The sequence below is a fragment of the Ancylomarina sp. genome (genome assembly GCF_041555295.1).
In the GTDB taxonomy this organism is placed as follows: domain Bacteria; phylum Bacteroidota; class Bacteroidia; order Bacteroidales; family Marinifilaceae; genus Ancylomarina.
The window spans coordinates 1-23,046 of record NZ_JBFFKR010000035.1 but is presented as its reverse complement, the minus strand read 5'-3'; the positions used below and the strand labels follow the sequence as shown (position 1 = coordinate 23,046).

Annotated in this window: 14 protein-coding genes; 7 read left to right on the top strand and 7 right to left on the bottom strand. The window is 35.4% G+C overall.

Annotation, left to right across the window (positions count from 1 at the left end):
* Window positions 1–984, top strand: a 984-nt coding sequence (locus ABY905_RS04880) for a hypothetical protein (RefSeq protein WP_372641138.1), incomplete at its 5' end; no start/stop codon positions are given.
* A gap of 34 nt (window positions 985–1,018) precedes the next feature.
* Window positions 1,019–1,552 (top strand): GNAT family N-acetyltransferase, encoded by a 534-nt coding sequence (locus ABY905_RS04875; protein ID WP_372641136.1) that lies wholly within the window; start codon window positions 1,019–1,021, stop codon window positions 1,550–1,552.
* Between the two features lie 78 nt (window positions 1,553–1,630).
* Here the strand turns inward: ABY905_RS04875 and ABY905_RS04870 are convergent, their stop codons facing one another.
* The 6 genes from ABY905_RS04870 to recQ form a co-directional block, all read right to left on the bottom strand.
* Window positions 1,631–1,837 carry an RNA-binding S4 domain-containing protein gene (locus ABY905_RS04870; protein ID WP_156190182.1) on the bottom strand — a complete coding sequence of 69 codons (207 nt, stop codon included), beginning with the start codon at window positions 1,835–1,837 and terminating at the stop codon, window positions 1,631–1,633.
* 59 nt (window positions 1,838–1,896) lie between these two features.
* Window positions 1,897–3,129: a nucleoside recognition domain-containing protein gene (locus ABY905_RS04865; protein ID WP_372641134.1), complete on the bottom strand. Its 1,233-nt coding sequence runs from the start codon at window positions 3,127–3,129 to the stop codon at window positions 1,897–1,899.
* A 10-nt stretch (window positions 3,130–3,139) separates the two neighbouring features.
* Window positions 3,140–6,838 (bottom strand): hypothetical protein, encoded by a 3,699-nt coding sequence (locus tag ABY905_RS04860; RefSeq protein ID WP_372641132.1) that lies wholly within the window; start codon window positions 6,836–6,838, stop codon window positions 3,140–3,142.
* A 284-nt stretch (window positions 6,839–7,122) separates the two neighbouring features.
* Window positions 7,123–9,672 (bottom strand): hypothetical protein, encoded by a 2,550-nt coding sequence (locus ABY905_RS04855; RefSeq protein WP_372641130.1) that lies wholly within the window; start codon window positions 9,670–9,672, stop codon window positions 7,123–7,125.
* Window positions 9,673–9,974: 302 nt separating this feature from the next.
* Window positions 9,975–10,739 carry a LytR/AlgR family response regulator transcription factor gene (locus ABY905_RS04850; protein WP_372641128.1) on the bottom strand — a complete coding sequence of 255 codons (765 nt, stop codon included), beginning with the start codon at window positions 10,737–10,739 and terminating at the stop codon, window positions 9,975–9,977.
* Between the two features lie 118 nt (window positions 10,740–10,857).
* Entirely contained in the window at window positions 10,858–12,972 is a 2,115-nt protein-coding gene (gene recQ, locus ABY905_RS04845) for a DNA helicase RecQ (protein ID WP_372641126.1), read from the bottom strand.
* Window positions 12,973–13,370: 398 nt separating this feature from the next.
* Here recQ and ABY905_RS04840 point away from each other — a divergent pair, with 398 nt between their 5' ends.
* A complete protein-coding gene (locus ABY905_RS04840; protein WP_372641124.1) occupies window positions 13,371–14,549 on the top strand; it encodes a nucleoside recognition domain-containing protein in 1,179 nt (392 codons plus the stop codon).
* A 230-nt stretch (window positions 14,550–14,779) separates the two neighbouring features.
* On the opposite strand, the gene ABY905_RS04835 is transcribed toward ABY905_RS04840, so the two are convergent.
* Entirely contained in the window at window positions 14,780–17,284 is a 2,505-nt protein-coding gene (locus ABY905_RS04835; RefSeq protein WP_407936033.1) for an endonuclease MutS2, read from the bottom strand.
* 256 nt (window positions 17,285–17,540) lie between these two features.
* Between ABY905_RS04835 and ABY905_RS04830 the strand changes: the two genes are divergently transcribed.
* From ABY905_RS04830 to ABY905_RS04815, 4 genes are all read left to right on the top strand, one after another.
* Complete coding sequence (locus tag ABY905_RS04830; RefSeq protein WP_372641120.1) at window positions 17,541–19,208, top strand: alanine/glycine:cation symporter family protein; 1,668 nt, start codon at window positions 17,541–17,543, stop codon at window positions 19,206–19,208.
* A 187-nt stretch (window positions 19,209–19,395) separates the two neighbouring features.
* Window positions 19,396–20,139 carry a GW dipeptide domain-containing protein gene (locus tag ABY905_RS04825; RefSeq protein ID WP_372641118.1) on the top strand — a complete coding sequence of 248 codons (744 nt, stop codon included), beginning with the start codon at window positions 19,396–19,398 and terminating at the stop codon, window positions 20,137–20,139.
* 127 nt (window positions 20,140–20,266) lie between these two features.
* Window positions 20,267–22,675 (top strand): TonB-dependent receptor domain-containing protein, encoded by a 2,409-nt coding sequence (locus ABY905_RS04820; protein WP_372641116.1) that lies wholly within the window; start codon window positions 20,267–20,269, stop codon window positions 22,673–22,675.
* 74 nt (window positions 22,676–22,749) lie between these two features.
* A partial coding sequence (locus ABY905_RS04815) for an aquaporin (RefSeq protein WP_372641114.1) occupies window positions 22,750–23,046 on the top strand: 297 nt, incomplete at its 3' end.

Here is a 23,046-nt window from a genome sequence, read left to right as displayed (position 1 = left end):
TCACTAGAACCGCTATTTTTTACGATTGAACTAAACACATCTGACACCAGTATTTTAGCAAAACTTAAAGAAATACCAGGTATCGAAGAGGTTAAGAATCCTGAAAATAATTTATCCTATATCCTAGGAAGATATGAAAACTACAAAGATGCTGTAAAGGCAAAAGAGTTGTTTGAAAAGAAGGGGTTGAAAAATGTCAAAATTCGTATGATTCAACAGGATATAATTATAAAAGAGCTTAAAAAAGAAGCAAATTATTACACGATTCAGATTTTAGCTCTTCAAATCCCTATGGATCCTGAGATGTTTAACTATCTGGATAATGTTAAGATATTCCAAAGTAGCGATGGTTTCAGTAGATATACTTACAAGAAGTTCAGATCTTTCACTTCTGCCACTCAGGAATTAGATAGACTGATTCGTATAGGTTATTGGGATTCATTTATCCGAACAGTTATCAATGGTGAGCTTATTTATCCAGAAATGAAATTTTCAACAAGCACAGCTTATACTATCCAGTTAATGTCACTTAAGGATGTAAGACCTGTCTCATACTTTAAAAATCTTAAGGGGGTTAATGTTTATAGAGATTCTGAAAACATTTACAGATATACTTACAAGATCTTCCCAACAAAATATGAAGCTCAGTTAGCTCTTGGTGAAGTTTTGAAAAAGAGCTATTGGGATGCCTATGTTCGCAAAGCATATTGGGGTGAGGAAGTTCTTTTTGCAAATTACAACACTAGAAGGTCGAATAAGTACACCATTCAGATTATGGCTTTAAATCATCCTAAATCATTGAATTATTTTAATAATTTACCAGTTGATAGACTAAATATGAACAAAGGAAAAGATGGTTTATCAAGATATACTTTTGAAGCATTTGAAGAGAAAAAAGATGAGAAAAAATATCTGAATACAGCTTTCAAAAAAGGTTATTACGATGCCTTTACGCGAACTATCAAGTGGTATAATAAAAACTAAACTCTACTTGAATAAGTAACAAGCAATCGATTATATGCAAATTTTAGAAAATAATTCAATCAGGCTAAGAGCTTTAGAACCTGAGGATTTAAAACTCCTCTATCAATGGGAAAATAATTCAGATATCTGGGAGGTTAGTCATTGTCAAAAACCATTTTCGCTGTTTGTATTAAAGCAATATCTTGAAAATTCGCATCAGGATATTTATGAAAGTAAGCAGCTTAGATTGGTTATTGAATTGAAAGAAAATAATGAAGCAATTGGTTTAATCGACTTATTCGATTTTGACCCTTTTCATAATAGAGCTGGAATTGGTGTCCTTCTTCACGATAAAATGCATCGCCAAAAGGGTTATGCAAGTGAAGCACTAGAAACACTAATCGAGTATTGCTTTAAAAGCTTACAGATACATCAACTCTATTGTAATATAACAACATGTAATCAAGCAAGTATTGATTTATTTTGTTCTAAGAATTTTGAGATTACTGGAACGAAAAAACAATGGATTAAAAGTCAGGATGGCTGGAAAGATGAATATCTCCTTCAATTGATTAATCCAAAACTTTAAAAGAAACACAAACTCTAGATACAAGAAAAGTCCAGCAATGCTGGACTTTTTCTTAGGCTATATTTTAATCTAAACTGATTATTCAACAATAATCACTTCATCGAAAATTTCAATTTTATCTCCTGGTCGAATTTTGGCACGTTTACGATACTCAACTTCACCATTACGAATAACCTGGCCATCTTCTACAAATATCTTAGCTTGCGCCCCACTCTCACTAATACTCAATGCTTTTATCAGCTTTATTAGCTCAATATATTCCGTATCGATTTTAAAATTAATCATAGCTTATGGGTAAATTTCATTTATAAAAACTGAGAGGCAAAGGTATTCTTTTCCGAAGACTAATAAAAGAATAAATAAGAAATACCTATTGCTGCTATAATTCCTGCCAAATCGGCAATTAAACCACATGTAATAGCATATCGCGTATTCTTAATACCTACAGCTCCAAAGTAAACTGCAATTATATAAAAGGTTGTATCTGTAGCCCCTTGCAATACTGAGGTCATTCGTCCTACAAAACTATCAGCTCCATATTGAGACATAGCATCAACCATCATACCTCGTGCTCCAGAACCACTTAAAGGTTTCATAAGTGCAGTGGGTAAAGCAGGAATAAATTCGCCATTAACACCAAGCATGACACAAAGTTTCTCAACAGCTTGAATAAACATATCCATAGCACCTGAGGCCCTAAAAACACCAATAGCGACCAATATGGCTATGAGGTAAGGGATGATCTTAACAGCAATATTAAAACCATCTTTGGCCCCTTCGATAAAACTTTCATAAACATTAACTTTGCGAATGAAAGCCAGTAAAATAAAGGCTACAATCACTGAAAATAGAAAAACATTACTCACGACTCTCGAAATTATAGCTATCTGCTCTTTTTCAATACTCGAAAAATACACGATTAATGCAATAATAAAAGCAGTCATACCTCCCAGGTAAAGCAAAATAACCTTGTCCCATAGCTTAATCTTCTGCATCACTGCAACTGCTATTAAGCCAGTGATGGTTGAAAAATAAGTTGCAAGCAATATTGGTATAAATATATCTGAAGGATTCACAGCTCCCAATTGAGCTCGGTAAACCATGATAGATATTGGTATAATCGTCAAACCTGAGGTATTCAAAACCAGAAACATAATCTGTGCATTCGACGCAGTATCTTTAACAGGATTTACATCTTGCATCTGAGTCATGGCTTTTAAACCCATCGGTGTAGCCGCATTATCCAAACCTAACATATTAGCTGCCAAATTCATCATGATTGAACCATGAGCTGGATGATCTTTAGGTAATTCTGGGAATAAGCGATTAAAAAAAGGACCAATCAAGCGGGAGAAAACTCTAATGATTCCTCCTCGTTCTCCAATTTTCATGATACCCAACCAAAGTGTTAGTACGCCAGTTAGGCCAAGTGAGATATCAAAACCAGTTTTGGCCATATCGAAAGTCGAATTAATCATGGCTGGAAACACTTCCATATCACCAAAAAATATCAACTTGATTAAACCGACAACAAAAGCTAGTACGAAAAAGAAAACCCATATATAATTTAATGCCATCTATTTTAATTTATTTCAGTGAGTTTTTGATATTTTCCAAATTTCCTTTCAATTGCTGATCCTTAGGTTTTATTTTTAAAGCTTTTATGAAATAAAATTTAGCTACAGATAAATTACCTGATTTTAAAGCTGTATTTCCTTTCTTTACAAACTCATCAAATTCAAGATCCAGAGCTTTTTGCTTATCTGCCGTAATAGCCTGTTCTATTTCATTCAATTTTTCTTCAACAACACGTCTATCTGCTGCCAAAGAAAGTGCCTTTTTAAAATAATGTCGAGACACAGAATAATTTGATTTCTCATACTCCTCTTCACCCGATCGCATTAATTTTTCATATTCTATACGATCTTTCTCAGATCTAAAAGCATATCTTAATTCTTCAATTTCAGCTAACTTACCTCTAGGATATTCACGCTCGAACACGCCTAGTGCCTTTTTATAATAAGCTTTGGCTTTTCCTAAATACTTATCATTAATTGCTACATCACCTTTATCAATAAAGGCTTTGTATTCTAGCTCATTCCTCTTCAATAAATTATCCCCAAAGGCATTTGAATGCTGCGTTAACAAAACATCTTCTTTTGATTGCGTGTTAGCTTTCAAAATCATCCTAATTTCATTCAGCTGAGATTTGACGTAGCCATCTTTAGGTTTTATTTTTTGTGCATCCTTATAATGATGTCTCGCCAAAGAGTATGATTTCTTTTTAAAATGCGAATCCGCTTTTGTAAGTGATACTTTAAATTCCTCTTCAAGCCTATCAGTCTTTCTATCCGCTTTATCTTGCTTAGCCCAAGTTTCATCAATTATTTCTATCTGATTCTTAGGATAAGAACTCTTAAATTTAAGATTAAGTGCTAATTGATATTTTTCTTTAGCTGATTTCAGCTTATTATCAGCAAATAATTTATCTGCAGAACTAATATAAGTATCATACTCTTTTTCAAGACTCAAACGTTTTTCTGCACCTAGTTTCTCTTCTGCCAATTTTCCCTTTACTAGATCAATCTGCTTTAAGGCATATTCATCATTTCGCACGACCTGAATAGCAGCTTCATATTTTTCCAGAGCATTAGCATACTTCTCGTTCTTAAACAGCTTATCTCCCTCACTTATAAACAGCTTGAACTGCTTGTCTAGAATGGCTTTCTTTTTTAATAAGAGGTCATCAGCTTCAGCTTTACTTTCTTTTTCAGCAATCAAGCTCTTTATCTTCAAAAGTTGAGCTGTGGCATATTGATCTGCTTTTTTATACTCTAATGCTTGCTCATAATTTGAATTAGCACTCTTATAATTCTCATTAGTCAATGCAGCGTCAGCCAACTTAATTGCTTTGGAATATTTCTCATTGGTCAAGCTATTTGCTTTCAATTTTTCTTGAGCAACTTGAGCGATCTCTTCCAAAGCCAGTTCAGCTTTCTTTATTTGCTCTTCAGGATAATTCTCCCTCGCTTTCAAACTCAAGGCTGACTGATAATTAGTAATTGCCAATTTGTAATCTTCAGCTGCGAATGCTGTATCTGCATGACCGATTAAAGCCTCATATTTATCTTTAAGCAATTGCTTATCAGCCCTTATCCTATTGGCTTCTGCAATTAAACCTTCAAGCTTTTTCAGTTGTAATTTTGGATAAGATTCTTCAGGTTTCATCTCTGAAGCTCTTTTATAGCTTTTCTTGGCTAAATCGTATTCATTCGTCTGTAGTTGTGAATCTCCAGTCGTTACAAAGACCTGATATTTTGTTTCAAATTCTTTGATAGCTGATGCTTGATGAAGTTCCTTAGCCATCAGGTCCTCTAACTTATTAAGCTGATCCTTAGGGTATTTCTCATCAGGCTTTATCTCCAGAGCATCTTTATAATTATCACGAGAATCAAAGTACTTTTTAACTGCCAAATTACTATCACCTTTAATAATTAAAGCATTATACTTTTGAGATTGTATTTGTAGTTCTAATTCTTGTTTAACTTTCTCTTCTTGCTCTAGTTTTTTATCAATTTGACTTTGTTTCGCTTTTTTAACCTGTTCATTCAGATAAGCTGCTTTTGGCTTAATATTTAGAGCTTGTTCATAATTACCTTGAGCCTTATCAAAATCACCCGAATTCATTTGTGAGTCAGCCAAAGAAATAAGGTCAGCATATTTTTTTTCACGTGCATCTTTATCTGCTAGTATTTTTGCATGTTGAGTCATCAAACTCTCAATTTTTAAGAGTTGAGCTTTAGGGTGACTTTCATCGGGTTTTAAAGCCAAAGCTTCCTTGTAATTTTTATTTGCTTGACTATATTCTCCATCCTTTAACTGCTTGTCACCAGAATCTACAAGTAAATTATACTTATCATCTATTTCTTTTTGCTTAAGCTTATTAGCAGCAAGTTCTTTTTCATTAGCAATAGCTTCATTTATGACCTGAATTTGCAATTGAGGGTATGATTCTTCAGCATCCAGTTCAATCGCTTTTTCATATAAAGCAACAGCATTCGAATACTCTTTCTTCTTAAATTGCACATCACCAAGATTAATAAACCTATTATACTCGGCTTTTAACGCTTTTTGCTCAGCTACAAATTTTGCATTTGCAGCAGTTAGCTGTCGTTGATAATCCAGTTTATCATCAATCAACTGAATCTGACTTTGAGGATATACTTCATCAGGCATGACTCTAAGAGCAGAAGTATATTGTGATTTAGCCGTCTGATATTCTTTCAACTCGAAAGCTTTGTCAGCTGAAGCAATAAGAGCATCATATTTATCCTTTGAGGCTTTTTCAGCAGCTAATCTCTTTGCTTCATTTTCTGCATTCAGCTTCAATTCGACTTCAATTTCCTTAATCTTCGTTAATTGATCTATAGGATATTTTTCAGTCGGCTTAACACCAATAGCAGATTTATAATTGACTTTTGCTTGCTCATAATTAGCTTCGACAAAATTCTTATCTGCAAGCTCAATAAATGCATTAAACGTCTCTTCTAAAAGACGCTGTGCCTCAAGCTTGCCTTTTTGACTCAACAAGAGGTCATCAATTTTAGTAATCTGATTTTGAGGATAAACCTCTTTGGCTTTTAGACTCAAAGCTGTTGTATAAAATGATTTTGCATCTATATAATTCCTCTTTTGAAACTCACCATCACCTTTATTTATAGCCAAGCTAAACTCAGCATTTATGCGAGCTTTTTCTGCCCAATACGCCTCTTGTTTTAATCTGGTTTCCTTCTCAATTTGTTTAAGTCTAGCCTCAATTTCTGTTTGAAATGACAAATCTATTTCAATCAAATCTGTCTCATTATTATACATGATCATACCAATAGGCTGATCAAAAATAGATAAATCAATACCAGGGAAAAACCTGAATAACTCTATTGAAAACTTAGATGGAGGGAAGTGGCTATCTCTTTCCAAAACATCTTGAGGGACATAAGTTGAAACACTCACTCGTTTTGTCACAAAATCCGTTTTCGAAAACTCAAAGATGTAATCGTAACCAAAATTCAATTCATATGAGAACTTCCCATTATTCGAGATATTCCTCACACTTTCTTGTTGAGAATCCTTGTATAAAGTAATCTCTACATCATTAAGATCTCCTCCATTAACTGTAATCTTTCCTTCGACCGTACATTTTTCTTGAGCAAAAGTATTACCTGAGAAAAGAATAAGTATGAGTGATAAAAAGATAATGTACTTATATTTTAAAATGACAACTTTCATTTAATGAATCTGATTGGGTTGTTCTATTAGAATTAAACACTTCATTATAGAAGCAAAAATAAAGAAATATAGCCAGTATTTACATAGTTCCAAAATTGGATAAAGACTTTAATTCATAAGATCTAAGATAACGAACGCCCATTTAGCAATAAAAGTGTCTAAAGCCACATGTAATCATGACAAAATAAGGCGGTTGAAACAAAAAATCCTGCGAATCACTTTAGATTCACAGGATAGCTTTGGAATAACTAATTCCTAATTAAAATATAATTACATATATAGCTTTAGTTGTTAAGAATCTTAACCAAAACCTCAGCATTTCTATTCTTTAAAATTTGATCACGTTCTTTTGTACACAAGTTCTCTTTAGTTTGTTCACCCCAAGCATTGTAGTATTTAGCCATTTTCGTAAGTAATCCTACCTTACAGAAATCATAATGAGCAAATTCACTAATTGCAAATGCTCTATTAGAATGCTTTTCTTGAAAATCTCTATTCCCTTCTTCAAAATATATTTCTGCTAATGAGCTTTTAAAGAAAATCTGTAAAGGATAAGCTTTAGAGCTAATTAAACTATCATTACAAAATTCTAACTCCTGAATTTGACTAGCTGTTAATTTCATTCCCAACTTAAATTGAGCAATTAATTTATAAGCTCTTAATAATTTATGGTTCGAAAAATGAGCTTTAACATTTAATTGATCGTAAAATAATTCAGCGTCTTCAATCAACTGAATAACTTTGTGATAAGATTGCATATAAAATAAAGCATTGCATACTAAGACTTCAAACTCACCACTCCAACTCTCGTATGTATCACCAACTTGGCAATAAGCCATTTGACGATAATAAAACACCCTAAGCAACTCAATATCATTACTTTTACAAGTGATATGGTTATAAAATAAAATACTAGTAAAACGTAAAGCTATTGAGTAGGCAGTACAACTAGAGTTAGGTTCAGTCTCCAATAATAATTTATAATACTTATCTGATAATTCTTGCTCTAAAGACATCAATGAAGTCATAAGCAATAAGCTTAAAGACTTAATTTTTATAGTTCTATCCTCGTTAGTCTCTGATATAATCTCGACAACCTTACTAAAATCACCTGTTAGACGGTTCAAGTTTCCTGAAAGGGCAAACATGAATTCAACAGAACGAGCCCCTGAAGCATATGTCTTAATAAGATCAACCTTTTTGTCATCCATATTTGTGATAACAGTAGTCAACATATCAGTTACAGCACTACTTGTTAATGTATCTTCGCTTAGTTCAAAGAATCTAGATAGTGCCTCATAATTTTCAGAGTTGACTGCAATACTAAATAACTGTGCAATTAACCTATCCTTAAGCTCAAATTCCTGATAATCGGTTTCAATTTGTTTAAACAATTCAAAGTTAATCCCTTGATTAAACTCAATTAGTTCCTTAACTAATAAAACTTCAAAAAGTTGCTCATTATAAATCTTTACAAACTTACAATAACCATTATATTCGTTAACCGAAACATATTCTGATATTAAGCCATAACTCAACATTTCTTCATATGCATAGTAATAATTCCCTGCTGTTTTAAGATGTATAGGAAGCATCGATTTCAGATTCATCTTTTTAACTGAATGAGAATCTTTACCATACTTCTGAATCTTCAAGATCCCTTTTAATATCTCAATTTTCTCTTCAGAATAACGAGAATAATAAATCTTATTCTTTAAAAATTCATTAATCAACTTAAAACCATCTGTAATATCATTTGTTTTATTTGGAGCATATGTCTTTACAAACAATTCAAGGAAAAATGGATTTGAAATTGTATTTCGCTGATAATAATCCAGGTTTTCAACTTTCAATTCATAAAAGAATTGTTGATTGATGGTTTCATCAAATACATGCTGAATCTCAAAACCATTTAGAGGAGGAAAGTTTCTTTTATCAGTTTGATTTTGGTCTATGTCGATTTCATACCAAGCTTCTAAAAGGCTATTCTCTTTTTGAATAAAAGGTATAGCAAATTTTTCCCATGTTGAAGTTCTCGATGTTAAAATCAACTTCATATTCTTTGAGTCCTTATGATTTGCTATAAATTGGTTTAATTGCAAAAACAAACGTTCCAATTTTGTGTTGTCATAGCTAACCTCGTCTAAAGCATCCAATACCAAAATAATTTTTCCTTCACAAGTTTTTGGGCGATCGAGAAAATATTTTAAATCTGTTTTCGATTTTGAATTCAATTGATCCTCAAGCCATCGCTCGAGCATAAAATCACTATTCAAACAATTGATCATGAAATTGGCATCAAAAAATAAGATAACATCCTTACTCGACGTATCTTGACTTACTCGCTCATACCACTTTGCTAGCATTGTTGATTTACCAGATCCACCGGGTGCGACAAAACTAAGAGCCATTTTATCAGATTGAAGAAAGTTACTTATTCTATCCTCACCTATTTTTCTGATTGCAACCGATTTGAAAGGAATACCTGATTGACCTTTTATTAGGTTATAAGCATCATTACTCAACTCAAATGCTCTTTCTCGAAATGCTTGCCAATTGGAAAGTGTATTGCCCCCTTCCTTCTCTTCAGAGACATAATTAGATTGGAAATTACTCCATGATTTATAACCAACATAGTGTGCTAATAAATCCAGCGTAAATTTAGATGGAGCTGAGGGGGATTTTAAAAAACCATAAAGTCGACGTATTGTAGTAGCACTAATTCTCCCTCCTGTAGCCTCACAAACAATTTCAGCTAACGCTTCACAATCCTTATTATAAGATAGTTCCTGACCAAATTTATTTAGGATTTCTTTCTTTAGATGTTCTAGCATAGCGCAACTTTTATTGATTTTCGAAATATAAAAGTATATTGTATCTATGCGTAAAACAATCTAGAATTAATGGTTCAGGGGTTTGGTTTTATAACTACGTCATATGAGTTTCCGATTGCGTATTGAGATATTCACACCCATTCCTTTCACCAAAGCAGGCTATGCTTAAAATATTAAGGATCAGTTTTTTACGCTCAAAAGAAAATCATTTAACTCTATCGGATTACTATTGTTAAATAAGGAGTGAGCAGTATATTAGAATTAACCTTTAATCAGGCAGAAAGATTTTAAAGGCAGATATTTTATTTTTTATCAGGTAATGAGTGAGCTAGTTGTTTTAATCTATCTAAAAACTCCTTTTTCTTTCCTTCAGAAACTTCGATTTCCTTACCGTCATTCAAGATAATACGACCTCCTCGACCCTTAATATATTGATCGACGAAATTCAAATTAACCAAATGCTTACTGTGTACTCTGCAAAACAAATGTTCTGGAAGTATATCCATAAAATTTGAAAGTGGCTTCGAAACCATTAAATCCTCTTTCTCCTCAAGAAAGAAATCGGTATAAGATCCATTTGCCTCACATCGAACAATATTATTAAGCTCAACCATACGAAGCCCGTTGGCTGTTGGCAGAATGATCTTCTTGTGTTCATTTTTTAAGCTGTCATACAAAACCTTAAATTTCTCATCGAGATTAATATCCTTTTTAGTGTTCTGAAACCTCTCAACAGCTTCCTTGAGTTCTGTATAATTTACAGGCTTAAGCAAGTAGTGCAAGGCTGAAAACTGTATGGCCTTCAAAGCATATTCGTTATAAGCTGTAGTGAAAATAACTTCAAAATTGCGAGAGTTAACCTGCTCCAAAACTTCAAAACCATCACCATCGGGCATCGATATATCTAGAAAAACGAGTTCCGGGTTCTCTTGATTAATGAGTTCTACAGCAGTTTGAACATTACAAGCAAAGCCAATAACTTCGACATCGGGGCAAAACCTTTCCAGCAATTTAAATAACGAAGATTGGCTCTTCATCTCATCGTCAACGATAATGGCTTTTATCATAGTCATATTTTTTAGTATCGAAATATAAAAAAAAGAGTTCTGAACACAGGTCTTTTTCAGAAATATTTTATGATTTATAAAATAACACTTCCTTAAAAAAATATGACACGAATAATACTTATGCCTCAACAAGCATCTTTAAATAGGAAGTCGCTAGTCTAATTTTATAATAGGGTATCTCCTCGTTCATATGAACATACAATTCCTTTGTGTTCAAATGTCCTAATTCACGAACTGCATTTTCAGTCCGCTCCAACTCTTTGGCATGTAAAAAAGATAGAATATCAACATCAGCACCTTTTTCATATAATGATGCCAAATGAGAATAGATGGTTACTGGATTAATGCGACGAATTTGAGCAATTTCATCTACAGAATAGCCATTTTTATAAAACTCATAGGTTTCATAAAAAGACTGACTACTACTCTTAGCTACTTGATTCTTTTTTTGTTCAAATTCGAGTATCTCATTTATGAAGAATTCTCCATACAACTGATATTTACGCTCACCAACGCCTGAAATCATTTTCATCTCAAATTCACTAGTTGGTTTTTCATCAACCATTTCATGTAAAGTAGCATCTGAGAAAACCAGATAAGGTGCGATTCTGGAAGAGCGAGAAATTTTCAAACGTAATTTGCGTAGAGCCTCAAATAAGTCTTCTCTGTTAACTTGTTTTTCGGGTTTGGCCTTTTCAACCACTTTCTTAGGATCTGATTTCATAGATGCTAAGTGCACCAAATTCACTTTACGACCACTAAATAAGACTTCCTTACTCTGTTCTGTCAATTTAAGAGCATTCCCCTCATCATAGGCAACTGATATATAACCCAAATTCAAAAGTTGAAGCATATATTGCTGCCAGTCCTGATGTGACACATCTCTCCCTGCACCATAGGTTTTAACGTTATTATAACCTTTCGATATAATTTCTTGACGAGATGATCCACGTAAAACGTCAATCACGGTGCCCGCAGATACTTGCTCTTTTAGTCGTACTATAGCAGACAGCGCTTTCTGCGCAATTAAGGTTCCATCGAATTGCTTTGGTGGATCTTTACAAACATCACAATTACCACAATCTTCTTCCAAATGTTCACCGAAATAGCTCAAGAGAATTTTACGACGACAAATTTGAGCATCGCAAAACTGCTGAATACGCTCTAGCTTAGCATTGGAGACTTCTTTCAGCGCAGATTCTTCGATAAACTTACGATGAATGATAACATCCGAGAAGCTATAGAATAATAAGGTATCTGCTTTTAAACCATCACGTCCAGCACGACCTATTTCCTGATAGTAGGACTCAATATTTCGGGGTAAATTATAGTGAATAACCCAACGTACATTGGATTTATCAATTCCCATTCCAAAGGCGATGGTAGCACAAATAATCGGCGTATCATCATTGATAAAAGCGTCCTGACGCTGTACCCTCTCATCAGTAGATAAGCCCGCATGATAGTAATTTGCATTAACACCTGAATTCCTCAATTTCTCTGACAATCCCTCACAAGCCTTTCTACTCAGACAATATATAATACCCGATTGATGTGGGCGCTGACGTACAAAGCTTAGTATACTTTTAAACTTATCTTTTCCGGGTACAACTTTCAAGCTCAAATTAGGGCGGTCGAAAGAAGATAAGTAAAGTTTAGGCTCGCCCAATCCTAATTGTCTGACAATATCCTTTTGCGTTAGACTATCAGCAGTTGCAGTTAATGCAACAATAGGAACTAATGGAAATTGCTTTTTCAGATAGGCCATTTTCGAATACTCAGGGCGAAAATCATGTCCCCAAACAGAAATACAGTGAGCTTCATCAACTGCAAACAGATTGACTTTAAGTTCTAATAGTAAATAATAAAATTCTTGACTCACCAACTTCTCAGGAGACACATAGAGCAGTTTTATTTTGCCTGCGTGAACATCCTCAATAATCTCATTTTGCACTTGCGAACTCTGAGAGCTATTTAAAAAAGCCGCATTTACACCATTGGCTTGCAAGCCTTCAACCTGATCTTTCATCAAAGCGATCAAAGGAGATACAACAATGGCAACTCCTTCCATCATCAAGGCTGGAATCTGATAGCAAAGAGATTTCCCTCCACCGGTAGGCATAATGACTAAGGCATCTTCACCATCGAGAATTGATTGAATAACCTCATCCTGTAAGGGACGAAATTTATCGTATCCAAAGTATTTTTTTAATATGCGGTTAGCCAACTTCATTTATCGACAAGGGGTTTTTAATGGATATGTGTAATTATTGCAGTAGTCAAAAACGAATCTGAAGGATAAAAAAATAGAACTTTCAAAAGTCAAATTTGAGATAGCAAAAGTAATGTCATGCCTATAAGTATACTAGTGTTTGCGTATTTAGTTATCAACAAAGCCACTGACTCAATCAGAATATAATTTTAATCCTCACCTTTAAGTGTTTATTTCACAATTCTACAGCACTGTATTATAAAGCATTTTTAATCCGGCCATCGTTTTTCTTTCCACATACTTTAAAACATATGCAATTCCCCAAAACATGATAAATATCATAATAAAAAGCGTTACGAAACTAAACTAAAAAATTATTTTTGCCCCGAATTTCAACAACCTTAAACAAACAACACAGAATGAACGCAATTAAGTCGATTAAAGAGACTAATTTCCTTAAACATAGAAGATACGAAGCAGTGATGTTTCTTATCACGTTCTTTGGTATTTTTGGTTATGTAGGCCACTCAATGGGAGTAGCAAACATGCTTAATACCATTATGAACACAGCTTGGGATCTTCTTATGAACACAGTATTCTACATTATGGGTATTACTGTTTTATCTGGAGCTTTAGGTAAATTACTTATCGAGTTTGGTGTCGTACGTCTGTTAGAAAAAATTCTGGCTCCACTTATGAAACCTCTTTTCAACCTTCCTGGTGTAGGAGCATTAGCTGGAGTTTTAACTTTTCTATCTGACAATCCTGCTATTATCAGTTTAGCCAACGACAAAAACTTTAGTAAGTACTTCAAAAATTACCAATTGGTTTCATTAACCAACTTTGGAACTGCATTTGGAATGGGACTGATTGTGATGACATTTATGTCTACACTTAAGATTCCTGGTAATGAGGAGAATTTATTTATACCTGCTCTGATTGGTTTAGTAGGTGCTTTGGTGGGTGCTATCGTATCAACGCGATTAATGCAACGCCTCATTAGGAATGTGATCAAACCACGTGAAGATAAAGATTACGAAGGTGCTACTGAAAAGATCTCTTTCAAATCAGAAGGTGGTTTATTCATCCGTTTCCTGAACTCAATTCTTGATGGTGGTAAATCTGGTGTAGATTTAGGCTTAGCCATTATTCCAGGCGTATTAATTATCTCAACTATGGTAATGATGCTAACTTTCGGTCCTAAAGATCCTACCATTGGATACCAGGGTTTAGCATACGAAGGGGTTACCTTATTACCAGATCTAGCAGGGCACATTTGGTGGTTATTCGAAGGTTTATTCGGATTTAAACATCCTGAGTTAATTGCCTTCCCTGTAACTTCATTGGGTGCTGTTGGTGCTGCTTTATCTCTTGTAAAAGCTTTTATTGCTAAGGGTATAATCGATGGAAATGTAATTGCTGTATTTACTGCAATGGGTATGTGTTGGAGTGGCTACTTAAGTACTCACACAGCTATGCTTGATACTTTAAACTACCGTGAATTAACATCTAAAGCGCTTCTTTCACACACAATTGGTGGAATTGTAGCAGGTTGTTTTGCTCACTACCTTTATGTGCTAGTCACAATGTTTATCTAAAAAATCAAGAGGAATACCTCGATATCATATATTAGAAAAGGCTTATTGATTCAATATCAACAAGCCTTTTGTTTTTATAATATCTCCGCTGATTCCGCAAATAATCGCAGACAAAAGACAGAGTTATCATAGTATCTATCTGCATTTATCAATCTTATATGCGGGAGAACTCGTTTTTCATTCATCAACACATCATCATCATCCCAATAGCTATCGAGACAACACACCAATTACTCCATATGGACAACCGTGATTCCTGACCCTCCCATTTGGATTTTTTCATCGGTACAAGATCTAACCAGTTGAACTGTTTTTAGATAATCACGAATCAATTTTCGTAAGATACCATGCCCTGTTCCGTGTAGAATTCTAAATTCAGAGATGTCTAGCATAATAGCCTCATCAACATGATCCATTACAATTTGAAGCGCCTCTTCTGCACGCATACCTCGCACATCAATATCGCGACGGAAAGTCAGCTTACGCTTGGAAATTTTCTCTTGTACCAAAGCGGAGGTCTGATTATAGGTTGTACTCTCCTTTTTAGCTTGAGTCTTACTAACCTTCGTCAATCGGTTCAGCTTTACTGACGTTAACATAGCGCCAAAGGCAACAACTGCTGTCTTATCATTCACCTCAATCACTTCACCAACGGTTCTCTGAGAGTCGAGCTTCACACTATCTCCCTTTTCAATAATCAATGGATCGAATTGCTTCTTCTTTTGAGAAACTGCTTTCTCCGGACTCACAGATTGAGTCTTTTTCTCCCCAGTAAATTGCTTAACCTGATTTTCTCTCTCTTTTAACTTCTGAATTTTTCTATTTATACGTTCTTCTTCCTGCAAATCAGGTTGTGTCAAAACCTCCTTTTGCTCTTCGAAAGCTTTCCTTACTTCGCGAGTTTTTTCTTTATCAGCCTTACTTTCCTTAATTTCCCGAATGGTTTTTTCTATCGATTTATTGGCTTGATTTAAGAGTTGCTTTGCCTCTTCCTGAGCCTTAGAGATAATTTCCTTTCTCAAACCAGAGGTTTCTTTCAAGTCAATTTCATAGCGTTCAACCAACTGTGCCAACTTCTTTTCGTTAACACGTATTTTTTCACGCTTAGTCTCCCAATATCGCTTATCACGAACAATATCACGTAAGTGTTTGTCAAAGTTAATGTGATCACCACCAATCTTGTCAGTGGCTAGTTTTAGAATCTCTTCGGGCAAGCCAATTTTACGAGCAATTTCAAAAGCAAATGATGAACCTGGTTTACCAACATGCAATTGAAATAAAGGTTGCATTTTGTGAGAATCGTAAAGCATCGCACCATTCTCTATACCTTCAGTCTCAGAAGCATAATGTTTCAAGCCCGTATAGTGAGTCGTAATAACGCCCTTCACCTGCTTACGGTTCAATTTATCAAGAATAGATTCGGCAATGGCACCACCCAAGGCAGGCTCAGTTCCCGTGCCAAACTCATCAATCATCATTAAGGTTTCCGCATTCGAATATTTAAGAAAATACTTCATATTCATCAGGTGAGAACTGTAGGTACTCAAGTCGTTCTCCATAGATTGCTCATCACCGATATCAATGAAAATGTTATCAAAAATTCCCATCTTCGATTTCTCACTCATAGGAACCAACAACCCACATTGAAACATATATTGCAACAAACCCATGGTTTGCAAACACACCGATTTACCTCCAGCATTGGGTCCTGAAATCAGAACAATTCGTTGCTTATCGTTAATCTCAATATTTAAAGGAACCACCTCTCTCCCCTCGCCTTGCAAAGTCAGATATAATAAGGGGTGCACGGCATTCTCCCATAGAACCCTTGGTTCTTTACCTATGAGTGGCATTAAACCTTTAACTTGAATCGCAAATTTGGCCTTTGCCCGAATAAAATCTATTTGAGCTAAAAAAGCATAAGCATGAAACAGATCATCCACATAAGGTCGAACTTGTTCTGTAAATTCACGAAGCACTTTAATCATTTCTCTACGCTCAGCATATTCCAATTCACGAATCTCGTTATTGGTCTCAACGATCTCTGCTGGTTCTATATATGAGGTTTTTCCCGTAGCTGATTCATCATGAACAATACCTTTAATCTTGCGTTTATAGGCAGAAGTCACAGGAATAACCGCACGACCATCGCGAACTGATAGCGACACGTCCTGATCAACCCACCCATCTTTCTGAGCGGCACGCAAAAGAGCTTGCATACGTCTTGAAATAGACGCTTGTTTCTGAGTCAAATTGCTGCGAATTTGCATTAACTCCGATGAAGCATTATCCTTCATTCGCCCATGCTTGGTCAGTATCGCATCTATTCTTTCGAAGATATAAGGGTACATTTTAACATTACCCGTTAATCGCATTAAATATGGATAACTTCCTTCTTCCTTATTCTTAAAAAAACGTAGAATGGCTGATATAGACTCCAAAGAACGTTTCAAGTCGAACAATTCCTCTAGCTCTAAATAAGTTCCATCAATTCGAATCTTCTCCAAACTAGAACGCACATCAATAAAATGTCCCAATGGAAAGTTCTCCTCTTGGAGGCAAATGGTTTTAAACTCATTGGTTTCATTCACTCGACGAGACACTCGATTAAAGGACTCGGAGAACTTCAACTCTTCTACCAAATCGCGCCCTAGTGCACTCAAACATTGTTTTTTAAGCAGATCTCGAACCTTATCGAATCGAATTTTAGTTTCAAAATTTTCAGGATATATCACCTATTCTAATATTTTAGTATCAACATTTACGAATTGATATACATCGTAAGTAAAGTGCAAAATTAGCAAATCGTTCGAACTGAAAAAATCCTAGAGCCAGATAGACATCATCTTTCTCTTTAATTGTCCAATATTGACACTTTCCGTATGGTTTTCACATTTACTTAAAAGCTATCATTCAAAAATAGTTCTATCTTAGGATGATTTTTTAAGGATATTCACAACATCCAATCTAACCCAAAACCCTAATATTTCTATGCACAGTATCAACGCCTCTTTAGCCGGAATTGAACAATACCTTGGTGGAAGCCAATGGTTCACCCTACTATTACTTGGAACCGGACTCTTCTTCACCATTTACCTTAAATTTCCACAAATTCGCTTTTTCGGACACGCCTTAAAGGTGGTTCGAGGCAAATACGACAAAGACGACGAAAAAGGTGACACCTCCCACTTTCAAGCCCTAACCACTGCCCTTTCGGGAACAGTTGGAACAGGTAATATCGCTGGTGTAGCTTTCGCCATTTATTTGGGTGGTCCTGCCGCTCTCTTTTGGATGCTGATGACAGCCGTATTAGGTATGACAACCAAATTCGTTGAAGTTAGCCTTTCGCACAAGTACCGTGAAACAGACGAACAAGGGTTCATTTCTGGTGGACCGATGTACTACATGAAGAACAAATTAAAGATGCCATGGTTAGCTGCTTTTTTTGCTGCCATGACCATTGTCTCTTCATTCGGAACAGGAAGTTTACCACAAATCAATTCCATATCCAGCTCTTTATATTCAACCTTCGGCATAGAAAAAATGCTGAGTGGTGGTGTACTGGCTATACTCCTTGCTATCGTCATTTTAGGCGGCATTAAACGTATAGCCAAGGTGACTGAAAAATTGGTTCCGACAATGGCGATTATATACTTTGTAGGTGCCATTGCTGTTATCTTTTACAACTACCAGAACATAGCACCAGCATTCGTTTCAATATTTTCTAGTGTATTTACGGGAACAGCTGCTACTGGCGGTTTCTTAGGTGCCGGATTTGCTTATGCTTTCAACCGTGGTGTTAACCGAGGTCTCTTTAGTAACGAAGCCGGTCAAGGATCAGCTCCTATTGCCCATGCTGCTGCCCGTACTGAAGAACCCGTTTCCGAAGGAATGGTTGCCATACTTGAGCCTTTTATTGACACCATCATTATCTGCTCCCTTACGGGTTTGGTTATTCTTTCGTCTGGAGTTTGGAAAGAGAAATTCCCTAATCAGTTTCAGTCAACGGATATGAGTATTATGGCAGACGTTTATGACGACTCGAACAAAGAAGATCAAACGAAACTTTTCAAATATTTGAGCAACAATAAAGATCTTCCTCTTTTCACAGGTGATTTGCTTGTCGAGAATGGAAAAATACAAAATAAGCTTTCTATCATACATGCGCGTTCTATTGCTGAAAACATCTTAGTATATAATGCTCAAGATTCTCTTTTAACAGGTAACGTGAGTGTGTTAGATGGTGTTTACAATACTAATGATGGAGCATATTTTAAAGGTCAATCTTTAATACACTCTGCTCCTCTAACCGCTGAAGCCTTTACTCGAAGCTACTTTGGAGAATGGGGACGTTGGATCGTATCAATTGGCTTATTGCTTTTTGCCTTTTCAACGGCTATTGCATGGGCCTACTATGGCGGACGATCAGTCACTTATTTGTTTGGTGCCAAAGGCGTATTGCCTTATCGAATTATCTACTGTATGGGTTTCTTTATTGCATCTTTTGCCGATACAACAATTATTTGGACGCTATCAGGAATTACCATAGCTCTAATGGCTCTGCCCAACCTTATCGGTATTCTGCTTCTCAGAAAAGACATGAAAGATATTATGAACTCCTATTGGACCAAGTTCAAAGCTGAACATCCAAACGAATAAAATTGAATGCTCTAAATAATTATTCAGCTCCATTAAAAAATGGAGCTGCTTTATTTCAAAAGTTATCAGCTTGAAATAAGAAGACATATCTAGTCATTTTCTTCAATTATTTATTTGACTTCTTTTTCTACATTGATATATTAATACCTTTATGTATCTTAAAGCTCAAATTAAAAAACACGACCCTATGAGATTAATATTCGCACTGCTAGTTAGCAGCATTTTATTTACTTCTTGCCAAGAAAGTGCCAAGAAAGTTCAATCATTTAGTACTGGTGAAAAAACAAGTCAAAGTATAGGTGAGGTACCAGCTCAAGCTGCTCCCAATACTCACCACGTTAAGGTTAAGGAGATCTTACAAACCAGTTCATACACCTATTTGTTCGTAACAGAAAACAGTGAGGAATTCTGGATTGCTGTTCGTAGACTCGATGCTAAAGCTGGCGACGATGTGTATTACGAGAAATCCTTAGTGATGAAAGATTTTAAGTCTAAGGAACTGGATCGTGTATTCGAAACCGTTTTATTCGTGCAAGATAATACAAGTACACCTACAGCTAATATAAAGGTTAAAATGGGTGCTAAGAAAATGCCACAAAAAGTGGATAAAAAAGTTGAAGGTATTAATATTAATTTACCTAAAGGTGGAATTAGCATCGCTGAACTTTTCAAAAATCGCGATCAATATGCAGGCAAAAAAGTGAAAGTTAGCGGACAAGTCGTTAAGATCAACAATGGCATTATGGGTAAGAATTGGATTCATATTCAGGACGGTACAGCAGATGCTGATAATTATGACTTAACTCTAACAACTCAGAATAAAGCTAAAATGGATCAGGTGATCACTATTGAAGGTACTGTTTATCTGAAAAAGGAATTTGGCGCAGGTTACTCATACGATTTAATTATCGAAGAGGCTATTGTAAAATAGTACTAAAGTAAGATATTATGAAATCCCGACTATTCGTTTAGTTGGGATTTTTTTTCGCACATCAACATAAAACATTAAATTAGAGGGTGCTGAAAAGAAACAAAGCACTTATAACTAAGCAAAAAACATGAAAATACTTAGATTCTTATTTATAATACCACTGCTATTAGCTACCTCTTATACTTGGGCTCAATCGGGCGTGATTAAAGGACGTGTCTATAATCGAATCAACAATGAAGCTATTCCTTTTGCTAATATAGCAATTGCCAACAGTACGCTAGGCACAACCGCTGATATCAATGGAAATTATCGACTAGAAAAACTCAAGCCCGGAAATTACAACTTAGTTTGTAGTAGTTTAGGATACAAAACTCAATTCTTATACGAGATTCGTGTTAGCCCTTCAAAGCCAAGCCTTATTAATATTTCACTACAAAAAGAAATCAAGGAACTTAACGAAATTGTTGTTTCTGCTCCAGCCTTTAATAAAACGGAAGAAAGTCCTCTGAGTATGCGGACGATAAATACCACTGAGATATTCAGAAGTCCAGGTGGTAATCGCGATATTTCCAAAGTGATCCAAATACTTCCAGGCGTTGCTTCTACCCTTTCGTTTCGTAACGATATTATTGTTCGTGGAGGTAGTCCAAATGAAAATCGTTTTTATCTGGATGGTATCGAAGTCGCTAATATTAATCACTTTGCAACTCAGGGAGCTTCAGGCGGACCCGTAGGGATGATTAATGTCAACTTTATTCGGGAGCTCGATTTTTATGCAGGGGCTTTTCCTGCCAGTAAAGGCAATGCCCTTAGTTCTATTCTGGATTTTAAACAGAGAAAAGGGAATGATGAAAAACTAGCAGGTACGCTTATGCTTGGTTCAAGTGATTTGGGACTAAGTTTAGAAGGCCCCATTGGGAAAAATTCAACTTTCATCTTTTCCGTACGTCGCTCTTATCTGCAAATTTTATTTAAAGCTCTAAAACTTCCTTTTTTGCCAACCTACAACGATGCGCAATTCAAGCACAACATCAAGCTAGACAGTAAAAACGAACTCACATTTATTGGCTTAGGTGCGATAGACGATTTTAAACTAAACGCATCTGCTAATAAGGGATTAAAGGATGCCGATCAGATAGAAAGGAACACCTATATTCTTAATAACCTTCCTGTAAACAATCAATGGAATTATACGCTAGGGGCCAAATGGCTTCATTATTCCAAAAACAGCTATCAAAGTTTTATTGTCAGTCGCAATCATTTAAATAATGAGGCAATAAAATATAAAAACAATATTGAAGAAGATGATTTGTTACTATTAAACTATAAATCACAAGAGATTGAAAACAAGATTAAATTCGAAAGTACTAAAAGGAAAAATGGGTGGAAGTGGAATATTGGTTCTTCCGTAGATTTTGTAGAATACACCAACTCTACATTCAATAAAAAAGAGCAAAATGGCCAAGTCGTCACCATCGATTTCGATTCTGAATTAAACTTCAGAAAGTTTGGCTTATTCACACAAATAAGTCGTAAAATTCTCGATGACAGGCTTAGTTTATCTTTTGGTTTACGTACTGATTTCTCTGATTATTCCAAAGAGTTATTTAACCCACTAGATCAATTATCACCTCGCTTATCGGCATCTTATGCTCTTACCCCTAAATTTAATGTCAACTTTAACACGGGGCGTTATTTCCAATTACCAGCCTACACTGTGATGGGATACCGAGACAACAACAATAATTTGGTCAATAAGAATAATAAGATCACCTATATCGAATCCAATCATATTGTTAGTGGAATAGATTATAACCCGACTCAATATTCTAAAATAAGTGTTGAAGGGTTCTATAAAAACTATAAAAACTACCCCTTTTTATTAGCCGATAGCGTATCGCTTGCCAATTTGGGTGGCGACTTTGGTGTGATTGGTAACGAAGCTGCAAAATCGATATCGAAGGGTCGATCGTATGGTTTAGAAATTCTGCTTCAACAGAAACTAAGCTCTTCAATCTATGGTATCATATCCTATACTTGGGTTAGAAGTGAATTTAAAGACAAGAATGGTATTTACACCCCATCTTCTTGGGACAACAAACATATTTTAAACCTAACTGCTGGAAAGAAATTCAATAACAATTGGGAATTCGGCATGAAATTCAGACTTCTGGGACCTGCTCCTTACACGCCTTACAATGTTGAATTATCAGCACAAAAGGTCATTTGGGATGTTGCTCAATCTGGACAACTAGACTGGAATCAATTAAATAAGAAAAGAAACCCTACGTCACATACCATGGATATACGACTCGACAAAAAATGGTATTTCAATAAGTGGTCTATTAATGCATATCTAGACATTCAAAACATCTATAATTTCAAAGCAAAAACGCAGCCATACCTGGATGTTGAAAGAGACGCTTCTGGAACCCCAATAGAGAATCCCAACAATCCACTTGCTTATAAAATGAAGGAAATTGAGAATGATTCCGGAACAATTCTACCATCAATTGGCTTAATGATAGAGTTCTAAAGGACCCTTTTTTCATTGCACCAAAAATAAATACATCAATAAAATTCAGTTGTTAACCTCAATAAAAACAAATTATGAAGAAATTAATTGCAGAATTTATCGGAACACTTTGGCTCGTATTGGGTGGATGCGGGAGTGCTGTATTAGCAGCTTCTTATCCCGAATTAGGAATTGGATTTGTGGGAGTCGCTATAGCATTTGGTTTGACAGTTTTAACCATGGTATACGCCATCGGACACATTTCAGGTTGTCATCTTAACCCTGCTGTGTCCGTTGGTCTCTGGGTTGGTGGACGTTTCGACAAAAGAGAGTTACTCCCTTATATTGCAGCTCAGGTATTGGGTGGCATAGCTGGTGCAGGTATTCTTTAC